Origin of the sequence: Danxiaibacter flavus (assembly GCF_041060425.1) — a bacterium.
GTDB classification, from domain to species: domain Bacteria; phylum Bacteroidota; class Bacteroidia; order Chitinophagales; family Chitinophagaceae; genus Danxiaibacter; species Danxiaibacter flavus.
Window position 1 is genome coordinate 298966 of record NZ_JAULBC010000006.1, and the last position, 13636, is coordinate 312601.

Consider the following 13636-nt stretch of genomic DNA (forward strand, 5'->3'; position numbering starts at 1 on the left):
ACCTATAAAATGAGCAGCTTATGAAACTGCTAATCGTCTATGGAACTACAGAAGGGCAGACACGAAAAATTGCCCGTTTCATAGAATCTGCTTTGGAAGACTGCGGTCACCATGTTACAATTGCTGACGCTTCTGATGATCCTCCTCCAGCCTCAGAATTTGATGCTGTTCTGATAGGGGCTTCCATTCACATACACAGTTATCAGCCTGCCGTAGCGCATTATGTTCGGCAAAATGTGCAGGTGCTAAACCAAAAGCCATCCGGCTTCTTTTCCGTTTGTCTTGCTGTTGCATCTGATCTGGAAGAAGAACACCGGGAAGCAGAAAAGATAGCCTCTGATTTCTTAATCAAGGTAAGCTGGTCGCCCAAAATGGTCGGGCATTTTGCGGGAGCATTGAAATATACCCAGTATGATTTTTTCAAACGTCTTGTAATGAAAATGATTGCAAAGCGCGAGGGGAGAAGCACAGATACTTCACAGGATTATGAATATACCAACTGGGATGCGGTTAAAGCCTTTGCGATGGACTTTGCCGGTAAGCTGGAAGTAGTGAAAACTTAGTGTTCTATATCACAGGCGGAGATATGTATGAAGAGAAGATACGCGAATAGGCAAGTCTGGTCTTCGTCTCTAACGTTATCAGGCAGCTGTCTGTATTAATCCGGATTCAGGATTTTCTGACGTTTTTTATATTTTACAGATGATGAATTTTTGTGATAGCTTTCAGCCTGAATGAGAGTAAAACATAATACACACCCATTATTATCAGGCATGAGGCAGCCCAGAATAATGTAGTCACGATGCCTAACAAGGGAAGAAATGCCAGGATGAAAGTTGAAATAATTGTCAGACCGATCGCGCCCAAAAGCCATTCATACTGGGAGGCGTGAAATTGTTGTATCCCACTCGCTTCTTCAATTAAAGTTATAGCTCCGGCAAGTATCCAGAAGCTCAAAAGAAACGGAAGCATCACCATCGTAAAACCGGTATAGGTCAGTAAAAAAATGCCTGCGATTATTTCAGAAAAAGCTACTGATAACGTCCATTTTCTTGTGGAGATATGAGTTTTACGTCTAAATATAAAGTAGATTTTTCCTGTACCGGTAAGCACGCCCAGGGCGCCAAAAATATTTTCAGAGCCTATTGTGTGCTCAAAAGGGAAAAGTATTGTATAGAAACCAATTAGAATGAAAAGTACACCAATGGCGATGAATATTTTCCAATGCTTACAATCATCTTTGATTGTGGTTATGTGGGGTTTCATATAGTTAGCATTAGTTTGCAAACTATAATAATTTTAACGTCGTTTCAATGACCGGTATCATGGCATTTACGGATTGGCGTCAGCATGTTTACAAGGCGGAAGGTCCGGAGTACAGACACTTCACACAGGCGCAGTAAAAGTATTTGCCATCGGCTATACCGGTATATTAAAGTTACAAAAAATAGTGTTTCTATGTAAGCAGCATGGGCTAATGGCTGGCGGCTTTATGCTTTTTTCTTCAGTAACCCGTTGCTTTTTAACTCATTGAGAAGTGTTTCCGTAAATTGCTGACTTGCTTTGTTTATTGCGGGAGGATTCATGGCTTTTGTTTGAATAGAAAACAGAATACCCAGCGAGTTTACATCATAAAGATTTGTTTCAATATAATAAGTTTTGTCTGTTGAATAGTAGCCCGGTTGAAAAGTAGAACCGGCAACAAAGCTGTAGTAGCTGGCGAAATTGCCATAATAGCCACCATATGGGTATGGCTGATACGTATATTCCGAGCTCTTTGTATATGTGGTTTTGTTCTTTTCATCCAGGAGAGAAACAGTGAGAATGGAACTGCATCCGGATTCTTTTACTTTTCGGATCAGTGATGCTATTACAGCGGTGTCCGTGTTTGCAGTAACGGGACCGAAAACATCCAGGCTTTTTACTGCTTTTATTCCATTTGCCCGCGCTCCGTCAGCAAGGTCACTCTCAAGTATCGTTCTTGTTTCGGTGTTCTGGGTTAGCGCCGCAATAAACACACTCTCATTTGCCTGTTTGGGCAGGCTGTCCTTTTTTACCCAGGAGCCGGTGATCTTTAGGGTCTGTTTACTACATTGTGTTAAGCAAATTCCAACCACGAGGCTCATTAGTATAAAGCAGAAATTTTTCATTGGTTGTATCAGTCTTTTAGTTAAAGCGGTTATCGATCAATTTCTTTGGTATTAAGAAGAAGAACAATTGAATAGGGCTTAAGTTCATATTTGTTTGCAGAAATGTATACAGCGTTTTCCAAATCACTAACATCATCAGGAGATTGAAGTGCTGTGTCTATCCAACGTTTCCATTGAGAACCGGCCGCAGGTCCCGGTATTTCAAACGTTAACGCCTCATGGTAAGTGTTCAGCATATAATGCATGGTCATTGTGCCGCCCAGTGATTCTACGGTAAAAGCAATGGTGTGGGACGAGTATGACCAATCCGGCTGTCCAAGTTTAACGCCGTGCCAGGTAATGCTTGACTTCCCAAGGAGTTGATTTAACGTCATGCTATATTCAGCTTTAGACAGGTCACGCCGCAGGCGAATACCGATAAGCTTTTGCGTAAATCTCCGGACGTCTGCATGTCTGTCTGTAAGCGACCAGTCAAACCAGCTAAGATCAGTATTTTGACAGTAGGCGTTATTGTTGCCGTATTGCGTTCTGCGGACCTCATCACCCATCAGTATCATCGGCGTGCCTATGGAGAGCAATGTGAGTGCTAAAAAGTTTTTTGCCTGCCTGTTGCGAAGTTCTTCTATTGCAGCATCATCCGTAGGGCCTTCTGTTCCGTAGTTAGAGCTGCAATTGTCATTGTTGCCATCCCTGTTGTCTTCCCTGTTGGCCTCATTGTGTTTGTTGTTGTAGGAAACCAGGTCGTTAAGCGTAAAGCCGTCGTGGCAGGTGACAAAATTGATACTTTGTTCAGGCTCTCTATCACGGTAACTATAAATATCGGGACTGCCTATCAGTCTTGTTACAAACCTGGATAAAGTATCGTCATCTCCCCGCATAAACCTTCGCACGTCATCGCGAAATCTTCCATTCCATTCTTTCCATCTGTCGCCCGCAAAACTTCCTACCTGGTACAAGCCTGCGGCATCCCAGGCTTCTGCAATCAGCTTTACACCTGCAAGTACAGGGTCGGAATCAATGTCCCACAAAACAGGCGGTTTTTTAATCGGAGTGCCATCCTCGTCGCGGGATAGTATCGAGGCCAGGTCAAACCTAAAGCCATCAACATGCATTTCTGTTACCCAAAAATGAAGACTGTCCATGATCATCCGTCGCACAATCGAATGGTTGGCATTTAAAGTGTTGCCTGTTCCTGAGAAGTCAGCATAGTACTCCTTGTTATTTTGCAGAATGTAATAGATCTTGTTATCAATACCCTTATACGCAAATGTGGGTCCGTTATGACCAGCTTCAGTAGTATGATTGAATACGACATCCAGTATTACTTCAATGCCTGCTTTGTGCAGCGCCTTAACCATATCGCGGAACTCATCCAGCGCAGCGACCGGATCTTGTGACGAACTGTATTTCTGGTGCGGCGCAAAAAAAGAAACGGGACAATATCCCCAGTAATTGATGAGGCCTTCCGGGCTGTCTTGTTCGTCAAACTGAAACACGGGCAATAATTCTACCGCAGTGATGCCCATTTCTACAAGATAGGGGATCTTCTCAATCAGGCCGGCGTATGTTCCCCTTTTTGCGTCATCAATCATTGAGTTAGGATTACGGGTAAAGCCGGCAACATGCATTTCGTAAATTACTGTTTCCGCAAATGGCCTTCTGATAGGTGAATCGTTTTCCCAGTCATATAAAGAGAGGTCGGAAACCGCACTTTTCATCGGGGGTGTTGTGCCCTTTTTTCCGGGAATGTTTGCTGCATTACGGTCATACCTTTGTGGTACTGCAACAACATTTGAATATGGATCAATCAATGTTAAAGACGGATCATACCGGTGACCTTTTGCGGGATCAAACGGTCCATTGATCCGATAGGCATAGAGTTGGCCACTTGTAATGCCCGCCACAAATATGTGCCAGTAATTGTCCGTTCTGTTTTCTTTTGGGTGAAGCGTAATTGTCCGGGCAGGTTCGATAGCATCAATATGATCGAACAGAAGTAGTTCAACAGATGTGCCGTGCTTGCAAAACAGGGAAAAATTTACACCTCCTGTAAATACAGTAGCTCCTGGCGGAAAGCTGGTTCCATGCGCGGGATCATTCAACGTTCTTTCCGTTTTCTGCATAGCCAGAAATTTTTTATCCGGGTGTAACGTGCCAGATGTTTTCACAATAATCTCTTATGGATCTGTCTGATGAGAACTTGCCCATTCTTGCCACATTCAGAATGGACATTTTTGTCCATGCCTGCTCGTTGTTATATGCTGCCGAAACTCTTTGCTGGCAGTCAACATATGCCTGGTAATCCTGTAATACAAGATACGGATCGTCGCCCAGCAACGAATTGATAAGCGGCTTGAATATATTGGTATCACCTTTTGAAAAGGCGCCGGATTGAATCAGGTCGATTACTTCTTTAAGGTCGTTGTTATTGTTATACACATCATACGGGTGATAACCATTTTGTTTAATTGCTTTTACTTCGGCCGCGTCTAGTCCAAAAAGAAAAAAGTTGTCTTCCCCTACGCATTCCATTATTTCTATATTGGCGCCATCATACGTACCTATCGTCAGCGCTCCGTTCATAGAAAATTTCATGTTGCCTGTGCCCGAAGCTTCTTTTCCCGCTGTAGAGATCTGTTCGGAAAGATCTGCAGCTTTGTAAACATGCGCTCCGTTCTTTACATTGAAATCGGGAAAGAAGACCACCCGGATAAATTGATTTACCTCAGGATCGTTATCGATTGTTTCCCCAATTGCGTTAATCAGTTTAATGATGAGCTTGGCGAGATAATATGCGGGAGCAGCTTTTCCACCAAAAATAAAAGTGCGTGGAGTAATGCCATCAGTGCGTTTTTGTTTGATGCGGTTATACAGGTGGATAATATGCAGTGCATTCAGGTGTTGCCGCTTGTATTCATGAATCCGTTTGACCTGGATATCGAATAGTGAATCAGGATTTATATTCATGCCAAAGCGCTGTTTCAAAAGATGGGCAAGGTCTGTCTTGTTCTGTTTTTTTACATCGCGCCACGCTTGTTGAAATGACAGATCGTCTGCAAAAGATTGAAGATTGATAAGATCTGTTTCAAGGTGTGTTATCCATCTTTCACCAATGCGATCAGATATCAGTGATGCAAGGCGCGGATTGTAGAGTTTTATCCATCTCCTTGGTGTAACGCCGTTGGTAACATTAAAGAATGCATCAGGCTGAAGTTCATAGAAATCATGCAGCACATCCTGCTTTAATAACTCTGTATGCAGTGCAGAGACACCGTTAACAGCATGGCTGCCTATGGTTGCAAGATGTGCCATACGAACATATTTACTGCCCTGTTCATCTATAATAGACATGCGCCGGATCCTGTCATCATCTCCGGGATATTTATTTCTAATGTCAGACAAGAACCGGCTGTTGATCTCATATATAATCTCCAGATGCCTTGGTAAAATATGTGCAAACAGGGGAAGTGACCATTTTTCAAGCGCTTCAGGTAATAAAGTGTGATTTGTATAGGCGAAAGTTTTTCTTGTACATTCCCAGGCTTTGTCCCAGTCAACCATGTATTCATCAACCAGCAAACGCATGAGCTCGGCAATTGCAATGGATGGATGCGTATCATTTAACTGGAACGTGACGGCATCAGGAAGATCATCAAGGCTAAGGCCGCGCAGCTCTAATATACGCAAGGCGTCCTGCAAGGAACAGGATACAAAAAAGTATTGTTGAGATAACCTGAGTTTTTTACCTGCTTCCGAAACGTCATTGGGATATAAAACTTTTGATATTGTTTCTGAAAACACTTTTTCATGTACAGCGCCATAATAATCACCTTTGTCAAAGGCCTGGAAGTCAAAAGACTCAGTTGCTTCAGATTTCCATAAACGCAAAAGGTTAATTGTTTCATTCTTATATCCGGGGACAGGTGTATCGTAAGCAACACCCCTGATCTCGTACTCCGGTATCCATTTAACTCTGTAGCCACCTTTCTCATCCGTATAACCCTGTGTTTTGCCACCCAGTTTCACGCCGTAATTAAGTTCAGGCTTTACAATTTCCCACGGATTGCCATTGCGCAACCATTTGTCTGTAATTTCTACCTGCCAGCCATCACGGATCATTTGATCAAAGATGCCAAATTCATAACGTATACCATAGCCTATTGCCGGAACTTTCAGGGTAGTCAGGGAATCCAGGTAGCATGCGGCCAACCTGCCAAGTCCACCATTCCCTAATCCGGGTTCTTCTTCCTGTTGCAGTATCTCATCCAGGTTAATATTGAGCTGCTCCGCAGCTTCTTTGATTTGCTGTTCAATACCCAGGTTGATTATGGCATTGCCAAGATGTGGCCCCATTAAAAATTCTGCAGATAAATAGCCAACTATCTTCTGATGCTTGTCACGTATTCTTTCTAAAGAGCTTACCCAATGCTCCATCATTCTTTCGCGAACGGAATAAGCCACTGCCATGTACCAATCGTGCAAGGTTGCATATTCGGGAGATTTTCCTACGTCAAAACAGAAGTGACCAAGTATTGATTCTTTCAATTCGGCTACACTATTGCCAGGTCCAATATGCATAACATCAGTACTCATGCTAATTGCTAAGATTTAATGGTAAAGACTTTATTGATGTTGTTATTTTTCTGCAAGCAATTCCTGTTTGATTGTTCCTAATTCAGCTAATTTTTCCTTCGCCACCTTGGGATATTCAAGTCCGATAGAGTCAAGCGTTTCAATAACAGCTGAAGCTACAGCTACTCTGCTAAAGGCCTTGTTATCTGCAGGTATAACATACCACGGAGAATCTTTGGTAGCCGTGTTTTTAATCATGTCTTCGTAAGCATTCATGTATTCTTTCCAGTACCTTCTTTCTTTGGCATCAGAAGCAGAGAACTTCCAGTTCTTATCAGGATTGTCGATCCGCTCAAGAAATCTTTTCTTTTGTTCTTTGGCCGATACATTTAAAAAGAATTTGCAAACCAGCGTGCCATTTCTTGTGAGATATTTTTCAATGTTCCTGATGTCCTCAAATCTTTCTTTCCAAATGTTTTTTGTTACAAGTTTCTGCGGTATTTTTTGACTCTGGAGCAGCTGTTCGTGGACGCGCACAACCAACACTTCTTCATAATAAGAGCGATTGAAGATGCCAATGCGGCCGCGTTCCGGCAGGTTCCTCATACATCTCCACATATAGTCATGATCAAGATCTTCGGACGTTGGTGCTTTAAAGGAACTGACCTGGCAACCCTGCGGATTGATGCCTGACATTACATGCTTAATAGCTCCGTCCTTTCCAGCGGCATCCATGGCCTGGAATATCAGCAATACGGACCACCGGTCTTGTGCATACAGAATATCCTGCATAGTTGCAAGTGCATTTACGCCGAGTTGCAAAACCTGTTTGACCAGCGGTTTGTCTTCAGGGCCAAGTCCTCCGTCATCATCCGGATCATAATCTTTCAGGCGAAAGTTTTTCCCATCGGATACACAAAAATTCTTTGAGAACTTTTTTGCACGCTGGATGAGTTCTTTCTTACTAAGTTTAGTTACGTCAATTTTGTCAAGCTCTTTTTCTTTTGATTTCATAGCGTCTTGTTTATGCGCATTGCTCCTGATAAGAGCGATAAATAGTTAATGAGTACTTCAATCCGTTCAAGCTAATAGATATCCTGTTCCTCGCCAACTCTTGCATGTGTATTCGGCGACTTATTAGCAATATGCTCAATGGCTTCCTGCACACTATCTGTAACCAGCGCCAGTTTAAGATCTTCCTGTGAAATAGTTTCAGCTTCAACCATGGTTTCCCGCAAAAACTGGCCAAGGTGTTTCCAGTAGGCTGAACCCATGCAAACAATGGGCCGTGGTGGCAATTTGCCTGTTTGCGTTAGTGTAAACACTTCGAATATTTCATCCATCGTACCGAATCCTCCCGGCAACAAAACATATGCAACTGAATTTTTTCGAAGGATCACTTTACGTGTAAAGAAAAACTCAAATTCAACTTTAATATCCACAAACGGATTCAGTTTTTGTTCAAAGGGAAGCTTAATGTTGCATCCAAGTGAAACGCCTCCTCCTTCCTTTGCACCTCTGTTTGCAGCTTCCATTACGCCTGGCCCACCTCCGGTCATAACACTATAGCCATTTTCTGCCAAAGCTTTCGCCACACTTCGGGCCAGTTCATAGTACGCATGGCCTTCTTTGAAGCGGGCAGATCCATAAACTGTAACGCAGTTACGTATATTGGCGAAAGTGCTTATTCCTTGCCACAGGTCAGACATGGCTTTATGCGAATCACGGATTTCATCTGCAAGTGCTCTTCCTTCGTTAAAGAAATTTTTATCATTGCTTTGTGTCATGCTACAGTTTTGAAAATCTTGAACGGATATGTGAGGAAATTGGTTGCTGTGTTTTTTTATTTAAAACCAAGAAAATTAAATCTTCGTTTTCCGAGTTAATCCCTGTTCATGTCCTGGTGATGAACTGCGCAGATACAGGGAATTCGATGGCTGGAAAAGAATTTGCCTCCGTGGGCCTTTGTGCATGGTTGATCTTTTTACCATTGAACGGGCTTTTGAATTTTTATCAAAAAGGAGCAGAGATATTAATGCAAATAACTGTCTGCATACGGCATTAGCATAAACAACAACAACAGGCCTTTTAAACCAAATACTCACACATGCTATTAAAGTTAGCGCTTCATTTTTTTATGCTGATAAATGCGTTGGATTAACCGTAACATTTGTTACTGTTTTACCGTTAAATGCAAATAACCATTGCGTAATGTAACCTAATGAGTGCCTTATTTAATAATTTCAAATCCAATGTCGTTTAGCTAAGCCTGCATCTCCAGCTTTGGGGAGGTCTTCTAAATATAGATTTGTTAGTGATTTTTTATTGCTGTTGATAATGTGACCTCTTATCTAAACGATGTTAAATTTCAAATCTAAAATTTCAAATTCCAAATCTGCATCTGATAAATGTTTCATATTGAAAATCACATCAGTTGAACAAATTTGGAGAGATGTATGTTAAACAAAAAAGCAACCTGTTTCGTCATTACGAAATGAAAAAATATGACAAGGAACATCTTCCTGGCAACCTGCCTGATTCTACTTGTGTCTTTGCAAACTTTTGGTCAATACACTGCAGATAAAGTGATAGGCCAGAAGAATGTTGATGTTATAGATAGCCTTAAAACTGCCGACTACCCATATTTGCTTCCTATCTGGGGCAAAAAGGTTGCACAGAAAGGTTTTAAACTGCCCAAGTCCGCGGGGTTAAGTATTCAGTACCTTACACAGAAGTCAGACATCACGATCAATAATCTGAAAGTAGGAGTAAACAATGGGCCCCTGCATGATCTTGATCAGATTGTAAGGTTTGATGGCGCGCGTACAACCTCAAACGGAGTAAACATAAGACCTGATTTTTGGATATTTCCATTTCTGAATGTTTATGCAATTTTCGCTAAATCAAGAACATCAACTGCTGTTGATTGTGGTGTATGGTTGCCCGATGATAGTTCATGGAAACGTGTAGCTTCATTCAGTTCCAAAGCAAATTTTGACGCAACTACATTCGGGTTTGGATTGACACCAACGGTTGGTGTAGGTGGTTTTTTTATCATACTGGATATGAACTGTACATGGTCGGATATAAGTGCGCTTGATAAACCCGCTTTTGCATTTGTGTTTGGTCCGAGAATTGGTAAGAACATAACATTCAAAAACCATCCTGAAAAAAGTGTAACTGTATGGGCCGGTGGTTTCAGGCTAAAAATAAATACAGGTACTACAGGCTCGTTAAACGCATCAGATCTGCTGCCTGTAAACGAATGGCAAAGCAAAATCGATACAGGGTATATGAAGGTTTCTCAAAATCAGCAGAAGGTTGATAACTGGTGGGCCGGTCTCACAACTGTTGAGCAAAAGAACCCGGTTAATGTTGCCAGGCATGAAGCAGCTAATGCTGCCCTGGCGAAAGCGGGAAATGTATTGGATCAGGCTTCACAAATAGTTAGCGGTGCAGGTAATGCAACCATTCAGTATTCACTTGATAAAAAGCCACAGGATCCATGGAACTTTATTATTGGTTCTCAGTTCCAGATCAATAGAAGCTGGATGATACGTGCGGAATATGGCTTTTTAGGAAGTCGCTCGCAGTTTATTGGAGGTTTGCAGTATAGGTTTAATCTTTAAGACCGTAAGACAGTAAGACGTGTAAGATAGTAAGATAGTAAGACCGTAAGACCGTAAGACCGTAAGACCGTAAGACCGTAAGACCGTAAACCTTGTAAGATAAGAAGAATGTAAGAGGATAGGATGCGCCTTCCTCAAGCCTTACACCTTATACCTTACACCTTGACCTTCAATCCTAATAAACGAACTTGTTTAAAATGTCTCCAATATTTATTAAATTGTATAAGCTTCACCATATAAATTACCCTGTCATGAAAAAGTTGCTTTTGCCCTGTTTGATTGTGGCGCTGGGTTTGATTAGTCTGCCGGCTTTTTCTCAAGATAAAAAAGATTCCAAGGAAGTTAAAGATACGCTGCCCATGCTGGGGCTGGCTGGAGATAATCTTGATCTGTACGCCGTTTTGGATTTGTTTCAAAAGTCAAAGACAATTGAGGCTTTTGAAAAATCCCTGAACGATCCAAAAGAAAAAATCAATAACCTGGATTTGAACCTGGATAATAAAGTCGACTTTATTAAAGTGGTTACCAAAAAAGATGAAGATTCGTATAGATTTATACTTCAGGATGATATTAGTAAAACGGAAACGCAGGATGTCGCCGTCATCTTATTGGACAGAAACAAGGATAAAAAAATTTCTTTGCAGATCGTCGGCGATGAAGAGCTGTATGGCAAAGACTATGTTATAGAGCCAAAAGGAAACTCACCGGTTACGCCCAATCCTGCTTATAAAGGCGAGGATCCTGTTACAGTAGCAGTTCCGGCAACAACCACTACGGTCGTTGTTCAACAGGCACCCATTGTGCAATATGTATATTCCCCGGCCTATGTGCCTTATGCTCCTCCGTATTATTACGGATATTATCCACCCTGGTTTGGCTTTGCAACGGTTATGGCCGTTGGCATCTATCGCAGTAACCACTACTATCATGGCGGCTATTACGGGGGGCACTATCATGGAGGGAATAATACAGTTATTATTAACAACAGGAACAGCATTAATCACTATAATAGCACCAGGAATAGATCAGCTACCGTATCGGATAACCGGGCCAGGGGAAGCTATGGTAATGGATCAATAGACGGTAATAGGGGAGGTGGCAGGCCTTCGGCGTCAACGCGCCCATCTAACACGCCATCAAACAGGCCTTCAGCATCTACACGTCCTTCTAACACACCATCCAACAGGCCATCTGCGTCAACGCGTCCTGCTACTTCAGACAGAGCAGGAGGCGGATCTTCTTTTTCCAATCGCCAGACGCCATCAGCATCAACCCGCCAGTCATCTAATTTTTCTTCGTCCAGATCGGGTTCGGGCTTTTCAGGCGGAGGACGTTCTATGGGTGGAGGTGCCAGAGGTGGAGGCGGTGGAGGAAGAAGAAGGTAATTAAATTGACAATGGATAGTTCCTGCCCGACTGAAGTCTTTCAGGCGGGGATAATTGAAAATGATTGTTCTCGATTAACTTGATGGACTTAAGCACATTCTTCGCTCTTTCTCTGCGTGGTAGTTTAACCACAGAGTGAAAGGAGTTTTATTCACAGAGTTTCACAGAAAAAAAACAAAGCTTTTTTTGGGGTAATAAAACCGTGCAACTCCGTGAATAAACTCTGTGTCTATCTGTGGTAAAAACCAAATGCCGTAAGGCATTAAAGCCATCTTTCTATTAATGCGAATGAATGTGTTGGTAAACAAAAAAGGTCTTCCGGAACAACCGGAAAACCTTTGAAAAATATCTTAAGATTTTTTATTTAATCGGCCGATCAGAGGCACTCATATCCCTTACAGCAACATAGCTGCCGTTTCTCTTCTCAAACAGCGTCATATAATTCCCGGTATTGAATGGAGTGTTAGTTGAATCAACAACTGTAAAAGATCCAACCTCTACAACCATATTTCCATTTTCGGATACAAAAACTTCATTCGTTGTAAAAGAAATCTTGTCTGTATTCCCGATTACGTCTGATTGTAAAAATGCTATGATCGAATCCTTACCAACCAACGGCTTCCTGTTTTGATAGAAGCTGGTTGCATCATCAGCATAGTAACCAATGTTTTTCACTACTCCGCTATTGTAAGTCGCCGCAAATTCAGTCTCTTTGGCCTGAATTTCTTTTTTGATCTGCTCCTTGTCAATCGTTACAGTCGTTGGTTCTTCTTTTTTTGTTTGACTTTGACAAGCCAACATCAGGCTGGTTATGCATACGAATGTTGTCGCTTTTATGATCGTTGTTTTCATATTTGAACGCTATTGCCTTAATTATTAAAAAATAAAACCTGGTAACACTTCATCGCAATTTTAAATCAGCTTAGAGAGCCTGTTTAAAAATTGTGATGTTGTATAACAAGTACTCATACTGGTAATTATTTATCATCTACAAAGTCAACGAATATTTTTCTATCCTGATCAGGACTTAGTCTATGACCAGTAGCTATTTACAGATCGGAGTACTAGTATGATTTTGGTGCTGTGCTTGGTGCTTTCTGTTGTCCCAGTTTAAATGTAAGTCCACCGCCTAAAACAAACTGCAGCATAGTTGAATAAGTAGATACTCCGGCACCTGCGCCACCTGTTCCAAAATACAAAGCACCACCGGCACCTTGCGGAACAGAAAGAAGCTGTGTCTGCAACTTAATACCTACTTTGCCAGATGTCCAAATGTTAGTGCCTAAACGAAGGCCCCATGCAAATTTTGTTGCGCTTGCGCTGGTGCCTTTATCCGGATTTTTTGCATCGACGATGGCCATGCCTAGCATAAAACCACCGTAGGGTTCAACTTTTTCACTTGGATGAAATGTTCTAGCACCTCCAACCATAATGTAGTTGATTCCGAGGTCGAAATTGGTGTGTTTAACTCCGGAACCAATGCCCCCCTGGCCACCCGGATCATAGTATTCAGTAGGAGCATGTGTATCTAATCGCTGATACATCAATTCTATCCCGTAATACTGATGTACCCTGTATTCAAGGCCTGCCCCCCAAAGAAAGCCGCCTTTTATGGTCCCGTTAAAATAACTTGTGTTGCTGTAATAAGAGTCCACTTTGTCATCAAAAACATAAGCGCCGTAAGCATTCAGTCTTACATTTTGCGAATAGCCTGTATAAACAAGGCAACCGGCAAGCATTAGCAATAGAATTTTTTTAGCCATATGAAATTGTATTAATGATGTAAAAAATGTTGCGGTTGTGTTGGGGTGTGTTACTCGTGCATTCATCAAACAACATGCACTACTCATCTGTTATGAATTATAAAATTACCTTATTAATGTTGTATATCACCATCATC

11 protein-coding genes are annotated in these 13636 nt (G+C 41.9%); 3 read left to right on the plus strand and 8 right to left on the minus strand.

From position 1 onward, the window contains the following. The first annotated feature begins 20 nt into the window (after window positions 1-20). Entirely contained in the window at window positions 21-563 is a 543-nt protein-coding gene (hemG, locus tag QTN47_RS18460; protein WP_369330888.1) for a menaquinone-dependent protoporphyrinogen IX dehydrogenase, read from the plus strand. Window positions 564-696: 133 nt separating this feature from the next. Here the strand turns inward: hemG and QTN47_RS18465 are convergent, their stop codons facing one another. From QTN47_RS18465 to QTN47_RS18490, 6 genes are all read right to left on the minus strand, one after another. After that, on the minus strand, window positions 697-1266 hold the full coding sequence (locus QTN47_RS18465; RefSeq protein ID WP_369330889.1) for an HdeD family acid-resistance protein: 570 nt from the start codon (window positions 1264-1266) through the stop codon (window positions 697-699). Between the two features lie 224 nt (window positions 1267-1490). Continuing rightward, window positions 1491-2150 (minus strand): hypothetical protein, encoded by a 660-nt coding sequence (locus QTN47_RS18470; protein ID WP_369330890.1) that lies wholly within the window; start codon window positions 2148-2150, stop codon window positions 1491-1493. Between the two features lie 29 nt (window positions 2151-2179). Next, on the minus strand, window positions 2180-4273 hold the full coding sequence (gene glgX, locus QTN47_RS18475) for a glycogen debranching protein GlgX (RefSeq protein WP_369330891.1): 2094 nt from the start codon (window positions 4271-4273) through the stop codon (window positions 2180-2182). A gap of 13 nt (window positions 4274-4286) precedes the next feature. Continuing rightward, entirely contained in the window at window positions 4287-6743 is a 2457-nt protein-coding gene (locus QTN47_RS18480; protein WP_369330892.1) for a glycogen/starch/alpha-glucan phosphorylase, read from the minus strand. A 42-nt stretch (window positions 6744-6785) separates the two neighbouring features. Continuing rightward, complete coding sequence (locus QTN47_RS18485) at window positions 6786-7736, minus strand: polyphosphate kinase 2 family protein (RefSeq protein ID WP_369330893.1); 951 nt, start codon at window positions 7734-7736, stop codon at window positions 6786-6788. A 71-nt stretch (window positions 7737-7807) separates the two neighbouring features. Then, complete coding sequence (locus tag QTN47_RS18490; protein ID WP_369330894.1) at window positions 7808-8509, minus strand: LOG family protein; 702 nt, start codon at window positions 8507-8509, stop codon at window positions 7808-7810. Window positions 8510-9226: 717 nt separating this feature from the next. Between QTN47_RS18490 and QTN47_RS18495 the strand changes: the two genes are divergently transcribed. Then, a complete protein-coding gene (locus QTN47_RS18495) occupies window positions 9227-10351 on the plus strand; it encodes a hypothetical protein (protein WP_369330895.1) in 1125 nt (374 codons plus the stop codon). 251 nt (window positions 10352-10602) lie between these two features. Beyond that, window positions 10603-11736 carry a hypothetical protein gene (locus QTN47_RS18500; protein ID WP_369330896.1) on the plus strand — a complete coding sequence of 378 codons (1134 nt, stop codon included), beginning with the start codon at window positions 10603-10605 and terminating at the stop codon, window positions 11734-11736. A 360-nt stretch (window positions 11737-12096) separates the two neighbouring features. On the opposite strand, the gene QTN47_RS18505 is transcribed toward QTN47_RS18500, so the two are convergent. Both QTN47_RS18505 and QTN47_RS18510 read right to left on the minus strand, forming a co-directional pair. Continuing rightward, window positions 12097-12588 carry a YybH family protein gene (locus tag QTN47_RS18505; protein ID WP_369330897.1) on the minus strand — a complete coding sequence of 164 codons (492 nt, stop codon included), beginning with the start codon at window positions 12586-12588 and terminating at the stop codon, window positions 12097-12099. A 212-nt stretch (window positions 12589-12800) separates the two neighbouring features. Next, window positions 12801-13499 (minus strand): hypothetical protein, encoded by a 699-nt coding sequence (locus QTN47_RS18510; RefSeq protein ID WP_369330898.1) that lies wholly within the window; start codon window positions 13497-13499, stop codon window positions 12801-12803. Window positions 13500-13636 lie beyond the last annotated feature (137 nt).

Bases quoted from the DNA above. Each gene is read 5' to 3' on its own strand.
- hemG (WP_369330888.1), top strand. From the start codon at position 21: ATGAAACTGCTAATCGTCTATGGAACTACAGAAGGGCAGACACGAAAA.
- QTN47_RS18465 (WP_369330889.1), bottom strand. From the start codon at position 1,266: ATGAAACCCCACATAACCACAATCAAAGATGATTGTAAGCATTGGAAA.
- QTN47_RS18470 (WP_369330890.1), bottom strand. From the start codon at position 2,150: ATGAAAAATTTCTGCTTTATACTAATGAGCCTCGTGGTTGGAATTTGC.
- glgX (WP_369330891.1), bottom strand. From the start codon at position 4,273: ATGCAGAAAACGGAAAGAACGTTGAATGATCCCGCGCATGGAACCAGC.
- QTN47_RS18480 (WP_369330892.1), bottom strand. From the start codon at position 6,743: ATGAGTACTGATGTTATGCATATTGGACCTGGCAATAGTGTAGCCGAA.
- QTN47_RS18485 (WP_369330893.1), bottom strand. From the start codon at position 7,736: ATGAAATCAAAAGAAAAAGAGCTTGACAAAATTGACGTAACTAAACTT.
- QTN47_RS18490 (WP_369330894.1), bottom strand. From the start codon at position 8,509: ATGACACAAAGCAATGATAAAAATTTCTTTAACGAAGGAAGAGCACTT.
- QTN47_RS18495 (WP_369330895.1), top strand. From the start codon at position 9,227: ATGACAAGGAACATCTTCCTGGCAACCTGCCTGATTCTACTTGTGTCT.
- QTN47_RS18500 (WP_369330896.1), top strand. From the start codon at position 10,603: ATGAAAAAGTTGCTTTTGCCCTGTTTGATTGTGGCGCTGGGTTTGATT.
- QTN47_RS18505 (WP_369330897.1), bottom strand. From the start codon at position 12,588: ATGAAAACAACGATCATAAAAGCGACAACATTCGTATGCATAACCAGC.
- QTN47_RS18510 (WP_369330898.1), bottom strand. From the start codon at position 13,499: ATGGCTAAAAAAATTCTATTGCTAATGCTTGCCGGTTGCCTTGTTTAT.